This is a genomic window from Deltaproteobacteria bacterium (assembly GCA_016180845.1).
Classification (GTDB): Bacteria; UBA10199; UBA10199; order JACPAL01; family JACPAL01; genus JACPAK01.
Window position 1 is genome coordinate 32,636 of sequence record JACPAK010000009.1, and the last position, 16,545, is coordinate 49,180.

The 16,545-nt window shown below is 50.4% G+C and carries 18 protein-coding genes; 10 read left to right on the forward strand and 8 right to left on the reverse strand.

From position 1 onward, the window contains the following. Positions 1 to 4: 4 nt before the first annotated feature. The 6 genes from gcvPB to folD are packed head-to-tail and all read right to left on the reverse strand — an operon-like array spanning position 5 to position 5,968. The gene (gcvPB, locus tag HYT76_09990; GenBank protein MBI2083877.1) at positions 5 to 1,480 is read right to left on the reverse strand and encodes an aminomethyl-transferring glycine dehydrogenase subunit GcvPB; all 1,476 of its coding nucleotides are present in this window, start codon (positions 1,478 to 1,480) and stop codon (positions 5 to 7) included. Continuing rightward, the gene (gene gcvPA, locus HYT76_09995) at positions 1,477 to 2,817 is read right to left on the reverse strand and encodes an aminomethyl-transferring glycine dehydrogenase subunit GcvPA (protein MBI2083878.1); all 1,341 of its coding nucleotides are present in this window, start codon (positions 2,815 to 2,817) and stop codon (positions 1,477 to 1,479) included. The genes gcvPB and gcvPA overlap by 4 nt, the downstream gene beginning before the upstream one ends. A gap of 1 nt (position 2,818) precedes the next feature. Then, entirely contained in the window at positions 2,819 to 3,208 is a 390-nt protein-coding gene (gene gcvH / locus HYT76_10000; GenBank protein MBI2083879.1) for a glycine cleavage system protein GcvH, read from the reverse strand. Positions 3,209 to 3,210: 2 nt separating this feature from the next. Beyond that, complete coding sequence (gene gcvT, locus HYT76_10005) at positions 3,211 to 4,269, reverse strand: glycine cleavage system aminomethyltransferase GcvT (GenBank protein MBI2083880.1); 1,059 nt, start codon at positions 4,267 to 4,269, stop codon at positions 3,211 to 3,213. Beyond that, positions 4,266 to 5,123 carry a methylenetetrahydrofolate reductase [NAD(P)H] gene (gene metF / locus HYT76_10010; GenBank protein ID MBI2083881.1) on the reverse strand — a complete coding sequence of 286 codons (858 nt, stop codon included), beginning with the start codon at positions 5,121 to 5,123 and terminating at the stop codon, positions 4,266 to 4,268. Before metF ends, gcvT begins: the two co-directional genes overlap by 4 nt. Next, complete coding sequence (gene folD, locus HYT76_10015) at positions 5,120 to 5,968, reverse strand: bifunctional methylenetetrahydrofolate dehydrogenase/methenyltetrahydrofolate cyclohydrolase FolD (protein ID MBI2083882.1); 849 nt, start codon at positions 5,966 to 5,968, stop codon at positions 5,120 to 5,122. Before folD ends, metF begins: the two co-directional genes overlap by 4 nt. A 136-nt stretch (positions 5,969 to 6,104) precedes the next feature. Between folD and HYT76_10020 the strand changes: the two genes are divergently transcribed. The 3 genes from HYT76_10020 to HYT76_10030 all read left to right on the forward strand — a co-directional run bounded on the left by HYT76_10020 (position 6,105) and on the right by HYT76_10030 (position 7,981). Then, the gene (locus HYT76_10020) at positions 6,105 to 6,623 is read left to right on the forward strand and encodes an NUDIX hydrolase (protein ID MBI2083883.1); all 519 of its coding nucleotides are present in this window, start codon (positions 6,105 to 6,107) and stop codon (positions 6,621 to 6,623) included. A 78-nt stretch (positions 6,624 to 6,701) separates the two neighbouring features. Next, complete coding sequence (locus HYT76_10025) at positions 6,702 to 7,160, forward strand: hypothetical protein (GenBank protein MBI2083884.1); 459 nt, start codon at positions 6,702 to 6,704, stop codon at positions 7,158 to 7,160. Continuing rightward, the gene (locus tag HYT76_10030) at positions 7,157 to 7,981 is read left to right on the forward strand and encodes a hypothetical protein (GenBank protein MBI2083885.1); all 825 of its coding nucleotides are present in this window, start codon (positions 7,157 to 7,159) and stop codon (positions 7,979 to 7,981) included. The genes HYT76_10025 and HYT76_10030 overlap by 4 nt, the downstream gene beginning before the upstream one ends. Here HYT76_10030 and HYT76_10035 read toward each other — a convergent pair. Both HYT76_10035 and HYT76_10040 read right to left on the reverse strand, forming a co-directional pair. Further along, positions 7,978 to 8,868: a GGDEF domain-containing protein gene (locus tag HYT76_10035; protein MBI2083886.1), complete on the reverse strand. Its 891-nt coding sequence runs from the start codon at positions 8,866 to 8,868 to the stop codon at positions 7,978 to 7,980. The two genes, HYT76_10030 and HYT76_10035, sit on opposite strands and share 4 nt — an antisense overlap. A gap of 30 nt (positions 8,869 to 8,898) precedes the next feature. Beyond that, positions 8,899 to 10,698, reverse strand: coding sequence for a serine/threonine protein kinase (locus HYT76_10040; protein MBI2083887.1), 1,800 nt, complete (start codon positions 10,696 to 10,698; stop codon positions 8,899 to 8,901). 94 nt (positions 10,699 to 10,792) lie between these two features. Here HYT76_10040 and HYT76_10045 point away from each other — a divergent pair, with 94 nt between their 5' ends. From HYT76_10045 to HYT76_10075, 7 genes are all read left to right on the forward strand, one after another. Next, a complete protein-coding gene (locus HYT76_10045; protein ID MBI2083888.1) occupies positions 10,793 to 11,863 on the forward strand; it encodes an EscU/YscU/HrcU family type III secretion system export apparatus switch protein in 1,071 nt (356 codons plus the stop codon). 115 nt (positions 11,864 to 11,978) lie between these two features. Beyond that, a complete protein-coding gene (rpsB, locus tag HYT76_10050) occupies positions 11,979 to 12,839 on the forward strand; it encodes a 30S ribosomal protein S2 (GenBank protein MBI2083889.1) in 861 nt (286 codons plus the stop codon). Between the two features lie 2 nt (positions 12,840 to 12,841). Continuing rightward, the gene (locus HYT76_10055) at positions 12,842 to 13,696 is read left to right on the forward strand and encodes an elongation factor Ts (protein ID MBI2083890.1); all 855 of its coding nucleotides are present in this window, start codon (positions 12,842 to 12,844) and stop codon (positions 13,694 to 13,696) included. 12 nt (positions 13,697 to 13,708) lie between these two features. Continuing rightward, complete coding sequence (locus HYT76_10060) at positions 13,709 to 14,440, forward strand: UMP kinase (GenBank protein ID MBI2083891.1); 732 nt, start codon at positions 13,709 to 13,711, stop codon at positions 14,438 to 14,440. Positions 14,441 to 14,450: 10 nt separating this feature from the next. Then, positions 14,451 to 15,008, forward strand: coding sequence for a ribosome recycling factor (gene frr / locus HYT76_10065; GenBank protein MBI2083892.1), 558 nt, complete (start codon positions 14,451 to 14,453; stop codon positions 15,006 to 15,008). Beyond that, the gene (locus HYT76_10070; GenBank protein MBI2083893.1) at positions 15,008 to 15,742 is read left to right on the forward strand and encodes an isoprenyl transferase; all 735 of its coding nucleotides are present in this window, start codon (positions 15,008 to 15,010) and stop codon (positions 15,740 to 15,742) included. The genes frr and HYT76_10070 overlap by 1 nt, the downstream gene beginning before the upstream one ends. A 3-nt stretch (positions 15,743 to 15,745) precedes the next feature. Further along, on the forward strand, positions 15,746 to 16,543 hold the full coding sequence (locus tag HYT76_10075; GenBank protein MBI2083894.1) for a phosphatidate cytidylyltransferase: 798 nt from the start codon (positions 15,746 to 15,748) through the stop codon (positions 16,541 to 16,543). Positions 16,544 to 16,545: the final 2 nt, after the last annotated feature.

The following is a 16,545-nucleotide window of genomic DNA, read 5'->3' on the forward strand; positions in this document are numbered from 1 at the left end:
TTTCTTATTGAAAGAAATAGCGGAGCTTCAGGTCTCTGGCCGCCTTCGCCTCATTGAGTCTTTTTAGCTTCGTCTGGTGGGGGGCATTATGCAACGTGTCCGGCTCTTCCTGTGCCTCTTTTGCAATCTGGATCATCGTGTCACAGAATTGATCGACGGTCTCTTTTGATTCCGTTTCGGTCGGTTCAATCATGAGGGCCCCGAAGACGATGAGGGGAAAATAGATCGTCGGGGGGTGATAGCCATAATCAAGCAGTCTTTTTGCGATATCCATCGTTGTGACGCCCGTCTCCTTCTGTTTCTTGTCCGAGAAGACCACCTCATGGAGATTTCTGGTGGCATAGGGGAGATGGTAGTAGGGTTCGAGACGTGAGCGGACGTAGTTGGCATTGAGAACGGCAAGTTCCGCGACCTTCGAGAGCCCTTCGGGTCCCATCTCTCGAATGTAGGTGTAGGCGCGGACCAACATCCCGAAGTTACCAAAAAAAGAACGGATACGACCGATCGAGTGGGGACAATTGATGTCGAGGGTGTATCGCACTTCCGATCCTTTTTGTTCAACAATTCTCGGAATCGGCAAAAACGGTTCTAATATTTTCTTCACCGCCACCGGTCCTGCACCCGGTCCGCCTCCGCCATGCGGGGTTGTAAATGTCTTGTGCAGATTGAATTGAAGGAGATCAATGCCCAAATCGCCGGGTCGACATTTACCGAGGATCGCGTTCATGTTGGCCCCGTCCCCGTAGACAAGGCCTCCCTTCTCATGAACGATCGCAGTGATCTCTTGTATCTCACTCTCAAAAAGCCCCAGGGTGTTCGGATTTGTCAGCATGATCGCCGCGACATCCTCGTTCATCTCGCGTCGGACCTCTTCGGGGACAACTCTTCCCTCCTTGTTGCTCCGTAACGGAATCACTGAGTAGTTTCCCATCGCCGAAGAGGCCGGGTTTGTCCCGTGGGCAGAGTCCGGAATCAGGATTTTTTTTCGCGGGTTTCCTTTCGACTCCAGATAGGCACGGATCATGAGGATCCCGGTCAGCTCTCCATGGGCCCCGGCAGCCGGTTGGAGTGTGGCGGCATCCATTCCGCTGATCTCGCAGAGGTAAGCCTCGAGTTCAGAGATAAGCTGGAGACAGCCTTGGATCGTTTCGACCGGTTGGTAGGGATGGACATGGGCAAAACCGGCATACCGTGCGACCTCTTCATTAATACGCGGATTGTGTTTCATCGTGCAGGAGCCGAGCGGGTAAAAGTTTGTATCGATGGAAAAATTCCATTGCGAAAGTCGTGTGAAATGTCGAACCACATCCGGTTCTGAGGCCTCCGGAAGCCGGGCCGGTTTTGATCGAAGCAGTTTTGTCGGGAGGGGAGGGGATTCCGGGGAGGGGTCTGGCAGGGAAAACCCCTCTCGTCCTTTTCGAGAAAGCTCGAAGATCAATTCTTCATCAAACTGGAATCCTTTTTCGCCCGCTTGGCTCATAACGCCTCTAACTCCTCGACAAGCCTGTCCACCTGCTCATCGGAGGTGGTTTCGGTGAGACAGATAACGATATAGTTTTCAAGCTTTGGATACCAACATTCTAGCGGGACTCCCCCGAAGATCTTTTTCTCTCCAAGTTGACCGAGGACCTTTTCAGAGTCCTTGGGAAGTCGGAGGACAAATTCGTTGAAAGTCACTCCGGAGAACGGGATTTCAAATTTTTTCTCACGCAGTCTTTTTTTGAGATTTTCTGTCCTCTGGAAATTGTTCAGGGCGAGGCGTTCGAATCCCCCTTTCCCCCACAGGGAAAGTGTGATGGTCGCTGCAAGGGCGCAGAGGGAGACATTAGTGCAGATATTTGAGGTGGCCCGATCACGTCGGATATGTTGTTCCCGGGTCGCGAGGGTCAGCACAAAACCACGACGTCCCTCCTGATCGACCGTTTCGCCGACAAGACGACCCGGAAGGTTTCGGACGAAATCCTGTCGGGTCGCGAAGAGACCCAAGGAAGGCCCGCCAAAGCTTAAAGGGTTCCCGAACTGTTGTCCCTCGGCCACCGCGATATCCGCCTCCATCTCCCCCGGTGGTTTAAATAGGCCGAAGGCGAGCGGTTCCGGACTGCTCGTGATCAGGAGGGCCCCCGCCTCATGGAGTTTTTTCGCGAAATGAGTCAGGTCCTCGACAATGCCGAAGAAATTTGGTGTTGCCGCCACGAGGCAGGCGGTCTCCGAGTCAATTTGAGAGAGGAGGAATTCGGAGTCGAGGGTCCCCTCTTTTGTGAAGGGGATTTCGACGAGGGTTGCTTCCTGATTCTTAAGATAAGTTTTCAGGAGGGCTCGATATTCCGGATGAACGGTTTCGGCGACGAGGACCTTCGGACGATTAACAAGTCGAAGGGCCATGAGTGCCGCCTCTGCTGTGGCGGTCGAGCCGTCGTAGTGTGAGGCGTTCGCAATATCCATGCCGAGAATCTCTGCGGCGATTGTCTGATATTCGTAGATCGCCTGAAGGGTTCCTTGAGAGACCTCGGGTTGATAGGGGGTATAGGCGGTGAGAAACTCGCCTCGTTGGATCAATTGACCGACGACACTTGGAATATAATGTGAGTAACAGCCTGCCCCCAGAAAAGAGGCCCACTCCTCTCCATGGGCATTCTGGCGTGAAAGTTGGCGCATATGATGGCGCAGATCGATTTCAGTGAGGGGAGGGGGAAGTTTGAGAGGGCGACCCAGTCGTACAGACGACGGGATCGACTCGAATAGATTTTCGATCGAGTGGACACCGATTGTTTGAAGCATTTCCTGAATTTCTTGTGAGGTATGCGGAAGGTAACGCAACTCAAGCCTGCTCTTCTTTGACAAAAGCCTGATAATGCTCTGCAGTCATCAACTCATCGATTTCTGCAGGGCTTGCGATCTCGACCTTGATGAGCCATCCCTCTCCGTACGGTTCCTCATTCAGCGTTTCCGGATTGTCCAGGAGGGGGTCATTGACCTCGATGACACGACCCGAAATCGGGGCGTAGATATCACTGACCGATTTCACCGACTCGACAACCCCGAAAGAGTCATCTTTTACGATCTCTTCGCCTTCATCCGGGAGCTCTATAAAGACCACCTCTCCCAATTGTTCCTGGGCATAATCGGTGATTCCGATCGTGACGACACTGTCTTTGACACGAATCCATTCATGCTCTTTGGTATATTTTAAGTCTTCTGGAAAGGTCATGTTTACCTCTTGTAGAATGGAAGCGGAACAACGACCGCTTCCTTTTTCTTTTCCCTGATTTCTACGTGGATCTTATTTCCGACTAATTTTTCCTTTGTCAAGGGTTGATTCACATAAGCCAGCGCAATCGCCTCCCCGCTAAAAGGGGAGAGGGTCCCGCTCGTCACCCTGCCGACTTCTTCTCCTTCGAGGAATAATTTATATCCTTGTCGCGGAATTCCAGACTCCTTGAGCTTCAAACCGATCAGCTCTTTTTTCTTATTCTGTGAAGAGAGTGATCCTCGACCGATGAAGTCCCCCTTTTCCATTTTAACGATCCAATTCAGGCCTGCCTCAAAAGGGTTCGTTTCGTCGTCAATTTCATGTCCATAGAGGGGGTAGGAGGCCTCGAGTCTCAAGGTGTCTCGAGCGCCGAGTCCACACGGCAGAAGACCGATAGAACGCCCCTTTTCCAGAAGCCCCTTCCAGATAATTGGCGCCTCTTCACTTTTACAAAAGATCTCAAAACCATCCTCTCCGGTATAGCCTGTTCCGGACAGCAAGACACGACAGCCAAAGATCTTCTCTTCCAGAAAATGATTTTTCTTGAGCGTGGAGGAGAGGATTTCACGCGCAAGGGGACCCTGCAAGGCGATGAGTCCCCAGGTATCGCTTCGATTCGAAACTTCGGCCCCAGGAAGGCTGTTTTTCAGGATCCACTGAAAATCTTTTTCGGTGTTCGAGGCGTTGACACAGATCAGGAAGTGGTCATTGGCAAGACAGTAGACCATCACATCATCCACAAAACCTGCTTTGGGGTTCAGAAGGGCGGAGTATTGGGAGCGACCGGGGGTAAGACGACTTGCGTCGTTACAGGTGACCCTTTGGACAGTCCCCAAGGCCTTCGTGCCTCGGATCTCGATCTCTCCCATATGACTGACGTCGAAAAGCCCTGCCTTGGTCCGAACCGCCATGTGTTCCTCGCGAATGCCGGCATATTGAACCGGCATCTCCCAACCGGCAAAATCAACCATGCGGGCTCCAAGCTCACGATGAAGAGAATTGAGCGGTGTTTTGTTCATAAGGATTCGATTACCTTGCCGACACTATACGATTTATTCAAGGTGTAAAAATGAATGCCAGGAACCCCTCGGCTGAGGAGTTCCTGGCATTGCCGTATGGCATGTTCGATCCCGATCTCGTGAACTCTCTCGAGATTCGATTCATTGCGTCTCAGTTCTTCATACAGAGAGGGTGGGATCGATGCCCCGCACATCCGAGTGATTTTTTCTATCTGTTTGAAATTTACGATCGGCATGATCCCCGGAATGATCGGGACGTTGACCCCTATTTTTTTGGCCCTTTCCTGGAAGTCAAAAAAATCCTGATTGTTGAAGAAAAGTTGCGTGATCACAATATCCGCCCCCGCCTCGACCTTTTTCTTGAGGTGGGCGAGATCGGTTTCCTTGTCAGGTGATTCCATGTGACCTTCTGGATAACCGGCAACTGCGATGCTGAACCCATCGATCTCCTTCAGATACTGGACTAATTCGTTGGCGTAGCGAAACCCGTCTTTCGGAGGGGTAAATTTTTCGGTTCCGGCAGGTGCATCCCCGCGCAGGGCGACGACTAGATCGATCCCTTCTTTCTTCAAATGTTCCAGATAGGTTCGGATGAATTGTCGATTCGAGCCGACACAGGTAAAGTGAAAGGCAGTGGTCAGCTTAAGCTCCTGATGGATCCGGATGGCGAGATCCCGTGTCAGATCCTGCGTTGTTCCCATCGCCCCGTAGGTGACGGAAATGAAGGCGGGATGAAATCTGGAAAGTTCCCTCATCGCGGTCAAGAGATCTTGAAGAGCTGCTTCATTTTTGGGCGGGAAAATTTCGAAGGAGAATGGCTGTTTCCCCTTTTGATAAAAGTCTCTGAAGTTCATAGGCGCTTGGCGGCCTCAAGGGTGTTCCAGAGGAGCATCGCAATGGTCATCGGGCCGACACCGCCGGGGACTGGCGTGATCCATCCGGCCCTTTCCTTAGCTGCTTCGAATTCGACATCACCGACGATTTTACCGGAAGCGGTTCGATTGATGCCGACATCGATCACAACACCCCCTTTTTTGATCCACTCCCCCTTGATCGCTTCCGGTTGACCGATCGCGGCGACAAGAATGTCCGCGCGCCCGATCTTTTCCGCGATATTTTTGGTTCGCGAGTGGCAGATCGTGACCGTCGCATTTCTTCCCATCAAGAGAAGGGCGATCGGCTTTCCGACGATCTTTGACCGACCGACAATGACCGCTTCCTTTCCCTCGATCGGGTAATCGATCGACTCGAGGATTTTCATGATCCCGAACGGAGTGCAGGGGATCAATCTTGCCTCACCTTCGAGGAGGTGTCCCAAATTCAGGGGATGAAATCCGTCGACATCCTTTTCGGGCGAAACCGATTCAAGGACCTTTTTCTCATTGATCCCTTTCGGAAGTGGGAGCTGTACGAGGATCCCGTGGATCTTTGGATCGTTATTGAGTTTCGTGATCAATCGCAGGAGCTGATCCTCGGAGGTTGTTGACGGGAGGAGATGTTGTTCGGCGTACATCCCGGCCTCTTTGCAGGCTGCTTCCTTATTGCGGACATAGATCTTCGAGGCCTCATTGTCACCGACAAGGACCGCGGCAAGACCTGGGACGATCCCCTTTTTCTTTTGGAGGGTTGCAACCTCACCCGCAATCTCTTTCCGAATCTTTTCGGCCAGTTGCTTGCCATTGATGATTTGCGCCGACATAGGCCCCGGTCTTAACAAGGCGTCTTACTTCTTGGCAACCGTTTTGATCTTTGCCGTGAATAGAAAAGTTTCTTTTGACTCAAAATCTCATTTGACTGTATAAGCCTGTCCTAACAAAAATAATGAGGAGGTTCCTATGAAACGATTCTCTTTCCTGATCGTTCTTGCCCTTTCGTTAGCGCTTGGATGCGCCAAGGGGGGGTATTTCGGTTCGTCAAAGACCGAATGCCGTGTGAACCCGAAATTTCAATCGAAGGCCCATGGCAATGGCGGTTGTTTCATCGTCTCTGATGGGAAGATGCTCGTGATTCGTCATAAACCGACAGGCAAATTTGATTTTCCAGGTGGAACGGCAGAGAAAGGCGAAACAAGCCAATGCACCGCCTCTCGTGAAACAAAAGAGGAGACGGGGAACTCTGTGGAAGTCGGAAAACTTTTGGTGAATTTTGAAAAGATCCGTCTCTTTGACTGCAAACCACTCAAGAAGGTTCGATTAAAGGCTTCACGAGGTGTGCGCGATGAGGTGAGCGAGGTCCTTCTGATTGATCCAACAAAAACCAAGGCGAAAGAATGGCGTTATCCAGTCCAACACGGCACGCTCACATCGATCTACAAACAACAGACAAGGGCAACCAAGACGAAGTGGTTTCATTGAGTTTTTTGCCTTTAACCACTTAGCGGGTAACATGAAAAAAGGGGTCAACCTTTTTCAGGGGCGATCGATAATGACCCCATGAGATATTATTGGCCCCTTTCAATAACAGCAGGGGTCTTGTCAGCCAGTGTCGTAGCGATTTGGGCGAGATCGAAAAAAACTGGTTTTAATTCTCATTACGAATGCCTGATTCCGGGAAAATGTAGTGAGCGGGAGCAACTCAACCAGGTTGAGGAGTATGCTGGCCGGGTTTACGGTGATGAATATCTGGGCATTAATTATGACGGCAGTCTGAGTATCGGTGAAACGAGGTCGGTTAAAAAACTGATGGGCGGGCGACTGACCCGCGCGAGTGATGTTGATTCTTATCTTTCCTGGGCCAAGGTCCATTTTTTTCTGCAACGGAGCGATCACTGTGAAGAGGGGAATTATGGTCATGGCGGACACCGGTCCGCGGAGTGGGGTCAGGTGCTCTATGCGATCCGGAACCAACAGCTCCCCGTTGTCCTGAAGGCGAATGGGGTTGAGAGCCAATGAATGTCGTTTCATCACTCCTGTTGCGCGACAGTCCTGCAGCACGGGGAACGCGTCGTCTCATTTGTCGCCGTCTCACAAAATTAAAGGGCCAATTTCATGCGTACGATTATGAAGAACTCAGGGAATTGGTTGGCCGTCATTCGCGGGAGGTCGGTCTTCCCCTTCTGACCCAAGACTCCCGGTATGCTAGAAAATACCCCCCTTGGCAGTTTAAACTTCACACCGAATTGGATGCACAATACGGGCGTGCTGTGAGGAAGGTACATCCGAGGTCCCACTTGGTTTATTATGAGGCCGACTTTGAAGTGGTTGCTGTTCCAGCTCAGCGGGTTGTTCCTTATCATTATTTGAATTTAATTCCCGATAATGGCAGTGAACGTGGACCACTCTATCTCGATAAGATCAACGACCTGCGTGGTCTGATCATTTACCGGCTGATGGATAGGGGCTGGAAGCCGGGATCTCTTCCGACGGAACAGATGATACAGGGGGCACTGACCTGTGTTGGGGCGACTTATGAGTCACTTAACATTTATGGGCCGACTCCTGCGGGACTCTATCTATTGCGGAATGGCCATCATCGCTTCGCTGCCTTGATGACGTTGGTCAACGACGGCGTCTTGCCGGCAGAGGTACTGCAGTTACCAAAACTCGCTCGATATAAATTTATGGATCCCGCTCCGGTCGTTGCAAAAGTCGAGCGTCGGCATCCGGGGGGTATCGGATCATTCGGTTGGGCCGCCGTATTGAGCTTTAATAGACAGCAATCGATTGGAGTTCGTGAGCTTGGGCTTGTAGGAGATCTTTCCAATCTGAGCTAACCACTCACCCGATTTCGGCCGTTGAATTTGGATTGGTAGAGGAATTGGTCGGCCAGTTTCACCATCGCCTCATAACCCTCAAGATTTTTTCCGGAGAGTGTGGCGATGCCGAGGCTGACCGTGGCGTGGATCTTTTTGCCGTCAAATTCGAAAACCGATTCATCAATAATCCGCCGGATTCTTTCCGCGATCGTCATCGCCTCTTTCGCATCGGTCGCCTTCAGGATGATGGCAAACTCCTCCCCCCCATAGCGGGCCAGGATATCTTCATTCCGGATGATCGACTTCGCCAGCGCTGCGATATGACTCAAGACGAAGTCCCCGGCCTGATGGCCATGGGTGTCGTTGACCCCTTTGAAATAATCGATATCCATCATGACGAGAGAGAGCGGGACATTGTTCCTCAAACAATAGGTAAACTCCTCGCGAAGGCGCTCTTCAAAATAGCGTTTGTTATAAGCACTCGTGAGCGCATCGACCACTGCCATGCGGTAGAGTTCTGTATGGAAGATATTCTCGACCTTGTCCTGATAGGCGAATTTGATGATCGTCGAAGAGGAGATCTGGATCTTGTCTCCATCCTTGAGATCTGCCTCCTGGACCTTCGTTCCATTGAGGAAGGTCCCGTTCGTGCTTCCAAGGTCCTTAATTTTGACAGCTCCCTGATGGAGTTTGACTTCGAGATGATGCCTGGAGATGCCGAGATCATTGATCGGAATATCCGCATCGGCGGCACGCCCTATCTTGATCGCCCCCTCTTCCAGAAGATGGATCTTTCCGACAAGAGGTCCTGAGAGGAAGACGATGTAGGCATGTTTCTCTTTTTTATCCTCGTCCAGTTGGGGGACAGGTGTTATGACCGTTTCGTCATGGGTTTCTTCTGGCATCTTTTGCATCCATTATAATAGAGAATGGCCTTAGCGTAAAGCTCTAGATTTCTTGGTCTTTTGAAGGCTTGCCTTCACGATCTCCCTTTTTCCACCGAAAATTTTGACGTCACGCCGCCACTCCTCATACCCCTCCAATTGGAGAACGACCTCAAAAGTTGTTTCCGGGGGGAGGCGACGACGTTCAAAGGGGGTCTGGCCAACCCGCTTTCCGTTTAAATAAACGGCGGCCTTCGGAGGCAGGGAATCGATCTCAAGATCGCCGAAATTGATCTCTAATTTTGCGGCAAGCTCGGTTGTTTCCTTTGATTTGATGTCGAAGGTCGACTCCCAAAATCGATATTTCTCCAAATGGAGCCCGATTTTCTGGTGATCGCGAGGGGGGAGTTCGACCTTTGCCGGGGTGATCCACTCCGTTTTTTTATCGTTTAAAAAAACGATCGCACCGGGTGGCTCTGATTCAATTTTTAGAAAACCGTTGGGAGGTGGTTCAACGACCGAGGGCAATTTTGGCGGAAGAGGTTTTTCGGCAATTTCTTTTTCAATGGGGGGCTGAATCGTCTCGGACAATGAGGTGAGGTACGATGAGGCTGTCTTGATCTGGCGCGAGATCCAGGGGGCTGCCTCGATTCCGATCAGGGCCAAGGCAATAACTCCGAGGCCGATCGCACCGATCCGCGCGATTTTTTGGAGACGAGGCAGGATCAATTTATAAAAAGAGACCTTCTCCTCAGAACTCTCTGGAGGGGAGACGGAAGGGACCTCGTAGATCTCATCCATGGCGAGGTTTTTTCGGATCACGTTTGAAGAGGCGGCAGCGGTCGGCTCGCTTAAAGACTCCTCTTCTTTCTCGGTCGCTGTGGGTGTGTGGGGGATCGGTGTCTCGCTCATTTTCTGGGCCAGTTCCGGGAAGATCTGTGCGAGATATTTGACCAGCTCCCTTGGTGAGAATTCCGGATATTGGGTAACCAGATAACGGGTGAGATCGCCATGAAACTCGAGGGCGGTCTGATACCGTTTTTCGCGATCTTTGGCGAGCGCCTTCAGCACAAGACGATCGAGCTCTTTGGTGACCTTGTCTCGCAGTTGGGAGGGGAGGGGGACTTTCGCCTTCTTGACCCTCGAGATCGTCTCGCGGTTATTTTTCCCTTTGAAGAGTCTTTCACCGGTCAAGAGTTCAAAAAGGATCACGCCGAGCGAGAAGATGTCGGTACGATGATCCAGTTTCCCCCCCTCGGCATGTTCAGGGGACATGTAGGCAAATTTTCCCTTCAAGATACCGGAGTCGGTTGTGGAGACCTTTGTTTTGGCCTTCGCAATTCCAAAATCGATGATCTTCACTGTTCCGGAGGTCGAAAGGATGATGTTTTGCGGACTGATGTCGCGATGAACAATATGAAGCGGATTTCCCTGATCGTCGGTTTTTCGATGCATATAGTCGAGGCCGTTGGCAATCTCCGCACAAAGCCAGAGCGCATACGCAACCGGCATGCGTCGATTCAGATTTCGGAGTCTCTTCATGATATGGGAGAGGGTCTTGCCATCGACATATTCCATGACGATGAAGTAGTCGTCCGCGACCTTCCCGAGATCATAGATCTGGGCGATATTGCCATGGGAGAGCATGACCGCGATCTTCGCCTCATCGATCAGCATCTCGACGAACTCAGGAGAGGCGGCGATCTGCGGGAGGATCCGTTTGATCACGACCGGTTTTTCGATCCCCTCGAAGTCACGCGCCCGTCCGCGGAAGATCTCCGCCATCCCGCCTTGCGCGATCTTCTCCACCAGCTGGTACTGGCCAAATTGATGTTCTTCGGGTTCAGGCATAGGAAATTCGAATTCTAAGGAAATTCTTTAAAATATCAATAAATTATGCTAGGTTAGCATCTTGGGGGTCTTAGTAAGACGATAATTATAGTATATGGCCGAGCAAGGATCATCTCAGGAAAAGACCGAACAACCAACACCGAAGCGTCTTAGAGACGCGCGGAAGAAGGGTCAGGTCTTCAAGAGCCGCGATCTGGAGACGGTAGTTGTCATGATCGCCGCCTTTGCGGCGCTCGTTTTTTCACGATCGTACATGGTGGGAGAGCTCCGACGCCTCATGGAGCTTATCTTTAAAGAGGTTGGTCACGCCGATTTTCAAATGGGGCTGATCTACCAGCTCGGCTATGCCTCACTCATCACGCTTGTCAAAATCAGTGTCCCCTTTTTGACGACAGTCGTTGTCGTGGCAGCCCTTGTCGGTTTTTTGCAGGTCGGGCCTGTGTTTTCGATTGAGCCGCTGAAGCCCCAGACAAAACGCCTCAATGCGATCGAGAATCTGAAGAACATGCTGAAACCGAAGATTCTGTTTGAGCTGGCCAAGAATGTCTTCAAGGTGGTTGTCGTTTTTTTGATTGCCTATCTAGTGGTGAAAGGGATGCTCGAACCTTTCCTTCTCTCTGTGACGGTTCCCCTCGACGGCTCTTCGAAACTGGGCTCGATCATGTTGGTTCGGTTTCTGCTCCGTTTCTTTATCTTTTTTATGATCCTCGCGATCCTCGATCTGATGATGCAGCGGAGGGAATATATCAAAAATTTGAAGATGACGAAGGAAGAGGTGAAGAGGGAATACAAGGAGGATGAGGGGGATCCCCTGATCCGTTCCCAGAGAAAACAACTGCATATGGAAATGGCGATGGGGGATGTGCGGCAGCAGGTGAAAAATGCCGATGTGGTGATCACGAACCCAACGCACCTCGCGATCGCGCTGAAATATGACAAGGTCGAGATGATCGCGCCTCAAATCGTCGCGAAGGGACAGCGACTCTTCGCCGAATTTATCAAACAATTGGCAGAGGAATACGAAATCCCGGTTGTCCGAAACATCCCGCTCGCCTGGTCTCTGATTGAGCTTGATATCGGTGATGAGGTTCCTGAGAATCTCTATCTCGCCGTCGCCGAGGTGCTCACCTTTGTTTACAAGTTAAAACAGCAGAAAGAGGAATAGGTTCTTACTTTTCCCTTGCAAAACCCTTTAATTTTGTGGAATTAGACACACTTCGCGCTCAGAGAGGGAAACCGGGCAAACCTTCTAAGAAGCCGAAATTATTAAGGAAAAATATATGATCGAAATATCGATTCGCGAGATGCTTGAAGCGGGGGCCCATTTTGGGCACCAGACCCAGTATTGGAATCCCAAAATGAAGCCGTTTATTTATGGGGCGAAGAATGGGGTTCATATCATTGATTTGCAGAAGACCCAGCCGCTTTTTGAAGAGTCCTGTCGTTATTTGGTAAAGGTCGTGAGTGAGGGGGGGGATATCCTCTTTGCTGGAACTAAGAGACAGGCCCAGTCGATCGTCGAAGACGAGGCGAAGCGTTGCAATATGTTCTATGTGAACAAACGTTGGCTTGGTGGGACCCTCACCAATTTCAGGACGATCAAGGCCTCATTGATGCGTTTAAAAGATTTAGAGAAGAAAATGGCCGAGGGGGGATTCGAAGTTCTGACGAAGCGAGAGAAACTGGAGATTGAGAGAGAAATTAAAGACCTTCAGTCAAGTTTCGGTGGTATCAAAGAAATGACGCGGCTTCCCCAAGTGATTTTCCTGATCGATGCCCAAAAGGAGCAGATTGCGTTGCAAGAGGCGGTTCGTTTGAAGATTCCGGTTGTCGCGCTTGCCGATACGAATTGTAACCCGAATGGGATCGATTATCTGATCCCGGCCAATGATGATGCGTTGAAGTCAATTCGTTATTTTTGTCACAAGGTGGCGGATGCCTGTCTTGAGGGGCTTGATCAGAGGGGGACCGTGATGCGTGAGAAGGTGAAGGAGGGTGAGTCTCTCGTGAAAGAGGCTGTTATTGGAACCCGCGGCCATGCCTATGTCTCCCGACCGGAATCTTATGAAAAAGAGGGGGTCGGCCAGTACAGTTCCGAGCAGGCCTTTGCTGATGAGAAGGAAAAGGACAAGGAGCCTTGAAAATGGAGATCAGTGCAGAAAAGGTAAAAGAGCTTCGCGAGCGGTCAGGGGCTGGAATTATGGACTGCAAGAAGGCGCTTCACGAGACTGGTGGTGATCTTCAAGAGGCGATTGATTATTTGCGAAAACAGGGGATCGTTAAGGCGAGCAAAAAAACAGGTCGTTCTGCCGAAGAAGGTTTGGTCGGTCTTTCTGTTTCTCCTGATGGAAGCGAGGCAAGTCTCGTCGAAGTGAATTGCGAGACTGATTTCGTGGCGCGAACCGATCAATTTCAGCATTTTGTTAAAGAGGTGAGTAACGTGGTTCTGAAAAATGGGCCCGCCGATCTGAATCTTCTCTTATCAGAGAAGATGAATCAGGAGAGTGTGGAAGAGGATTTGAAGGCCTTGATCGCCCGACTTGGGGAAAACATGGTGATCCGCCGTTTTGTAAAAATTTCGGCTCATCTGAAGGACCAGGAAAGGGTAGGGGCCTATCTGCATGCAGGTTCCAAGATAGGTTCTCTGGTTCGAGTTCGTGGAGACAAGGTGACCGAAGAGGTTTGTCGGAATATCTCCATGCATGTGGCGGCGATGCATCCTGCTTATATCCATCGAGAGATGGTTCCGCTTTCTGTGATTGATAAGGAGCGGGAAATTATTAACAGCTCTCCTGAACTCACGGGCAAACCACCAGCAGTCCTTGAAAAGATCGTTAACGGGAAGCTTTCTCGATACTACAGTGATGTCTGCTTGATTGAGCAACCTTACGTGAAAGATACCTCGGGGAAGAAAACAGTGGGACAGTATCTGAAAGAGATTGATCCGAAGGCAGAAGTTTTGGAAATGGTGAGATTTCAAGTTGGCGGGCCACTCTAGTTTCAATTAATTATGGGGAAAAAAACCGATACTCCGAAAAAATCACCGGCCTACAAGCGTATCCTGCTCAAAATCTCAGGGGAGGCGTTGGCCAGTTCCTCAGGTTCTGGAATTAATCCGCATGTTGTTGGCAAATTAGCCCTCGAAATCAAAGAAATTCACAAATTAGGGATCGAGATCGCCATCGTGATTGGCGGTGGAAATATCTTCAGAGGGGCCCAGCAGCCGTGGATGGATCGAGCCGCTGCTGATTACAGCGGGATGCTGGCAACGGTTATTAATGCCCTCTCACTCCAGGATGCTCTTGAGAAGACAGGTGTCTATACCCGTGTCCTGACGGCGATCGAGATGCAGCAATTGGCGGAGCCTTATATCCGAAGGCGGGCGATCCGACACATGGAAAAGCGGAGGATCGTCATTTTGGCTGCTGGGACGGGGAACCCATTTTTTTCGACAGATACCGCAGCGGCACTTCGGGCTGTGGAAACCCATGCCGATGTGATCTTGAAGGCGACGAAGGTCGATGGTGTCTATAGTGAGGATCCTGTCAAAAATCCGAGGGCTCGTTTCTTTCCGAAGCTTCACTATATCGATGTCCTGAAAAAAAATATCAAGGTGATGGATTCTACCTCGATCTCCCTTTGCATGGATAATCAGGTCCCGATCATTGTTTTCAATCTTTTTCGTAAGGGGAATTTGAAAAAAGTTGTCTTGGGTGAAAAAATCGGAACTTTAGTTCGTTGAGGGGGATGCTATGGATAAAAAATCTCTTGATGAATGTAAAAGTAGGATGACGAAGGCGGTGGAAAGTTTGAAGGGGGATTTTTCAAAAATCCGTGCCGGACGCGCCACTCCTTCTTTGCTTGATGGGGTGCGTGTTGAATACTACGGGAACAAAATGCCAATGAATCAGGTCGCCACGATTTCCGTTTCGGACAGCCGGACCCTTCTTATTTCTCCATGGGATAAGGCAGCCCTTTCGGAAATTGAAAAGGCTATTCTGAAATCAGATCTGGGTCTCACGCCGATCAATGATGGTAAGGTGGTCCGGATTTCTCTTCCGATTCCAACAGAAGAAAGAAGAAAAGAGCTGGTCAAACAGGCCAAAAAAACTTCTGAAGAGGCGCGGGTTTCTGTGCGCAATATTCGGAGAGAGATCAATGAAGCTGTAAAGGCTCAGCAAAAGGAAGGGAAAATTTCCGAGGATGATCTGAGAAGGACAGAGACTGAAATCCAAAAATTGACGGATCAATTTATTGTACAAGTTGATCAGTTGCTGTCTCACAAAGAAAAAGAAATCATGGAAGTCTAATCATGAATCTTGATCTCAAAAAACTCCCCCAGCATATCGCTATCATCATGGACGGCAATGGCCGTTGGGCCAAGAGTCGAGGTTCCCTACGGGTCGATGGGCATTATCGTGGGGCGGATCGTGTTGATGAGATTGTCACCTGTTGTCGCGAGTTGGGGATTCGGTATCTTACCCTTTATGCTTTTTCGATGGAAAATTGGGCGAGACCCAAGGCGGAGATCGATGCCTTGATGGCCCTTCTGAAGGAGTTTCTGATCATCAAGAGAGAGAAGCTTGTGAAGAACGAGATCCGGATGGTTTCGATCGGTGATACGGAGCGTCTTCCCGTGGAAGTGCTGGAAACGTTGCGTGAAACCGAACGACTCACGGCAGGGTTTGACAAAATGGTCTTAAACCTCGCCTTGTCCTACAGTGCCCGTGATGAAATCATGCGGGCTGTGAATACGCTTCTTCGAGAAAAAGAGGAGGGGAAGTTCCGGGATAATTTTATCTCTGTGGATCGTTTCCATGAATACCTCGACACAGCGGGGATGCCCGATCCCGATCTTGTGATACGGACAAGTGGAGAACATCGAATCAGCAATTTTCTTCTTTGGCAATCGGCCTACGCCGAGCTTTATTTCAGTGATACCTTTTGGCCTGATTTTGGTCGGGAGTCGCTCTGTCAGGCGATCGAGGAATATCAAAGTCGTGAACGCCGATTCGGTCGGACATCAGAACAGTTGAGGAGGTAACTCTTGTTTCAGAGGATCCTTTCCGTCCTGATTGCCGTTCCGCTGGTCCTGGGTGTCCTTTTTTCTCCGTGGCCGAATCTTTTCAAATCTCTCGTGGTTCTCTGCCAGATCTTTGCCCTTCATGAATATGCCCGTTTGGTTCACCTTCGGCCAAGAGATCAGAAGGGGTGTCTCGTGCTTGGGGCGATCTTTAGCCTCTCGCTGGCCTTTGTGCCTCTTTCGACCGATGGTCTTTTGCTCGAGATTGCTTTTCTCGTCGTCGCCATCTTTTTTTATTTTCTTCTCTGGCATGAAACCCTTGAGGGGGTGGGACAATCAATCAGTCTCATGTTGTTGGGACTTTTCTATGTCGGTCTCTTTCCCTCTTTCATTGCCCAAATGCGGGATCTCCCTCAGGGTTCGATCTGGATCCTTCTTCTTTTGGCTGTGACCTGGCTCAATGATACCTTCGCTTATTTTGCAGGGCACTGGTGGGGAAGGAGAAAGCTGGCCCCCAAGGTTTCACCGGGCAAGACGTGGGAAGGTTTTTGGGGAGGGTTTGTCGGGAGTTTTGTTGGTTTTCTTATTGTCTGGCATTTCTTTGATCTTCCAGTTCCCCTTTCTTTTGGGATTTTATTGTCGGTAATCGTTGGCATTGTGGCCCCCATGGGGGATCTCTCAGAGTCGCTCCTCAAAAGAGGATTTGGTGTGAAGGACTCAGGACATCTGATCCCGGGGCATGGCGGAATCTTGGACCGTATTGATGCCTTGTTGTTTGTGGCGCCGGTGGTGTATGCATTTGCAAAATATTTTAGCGGGTAACA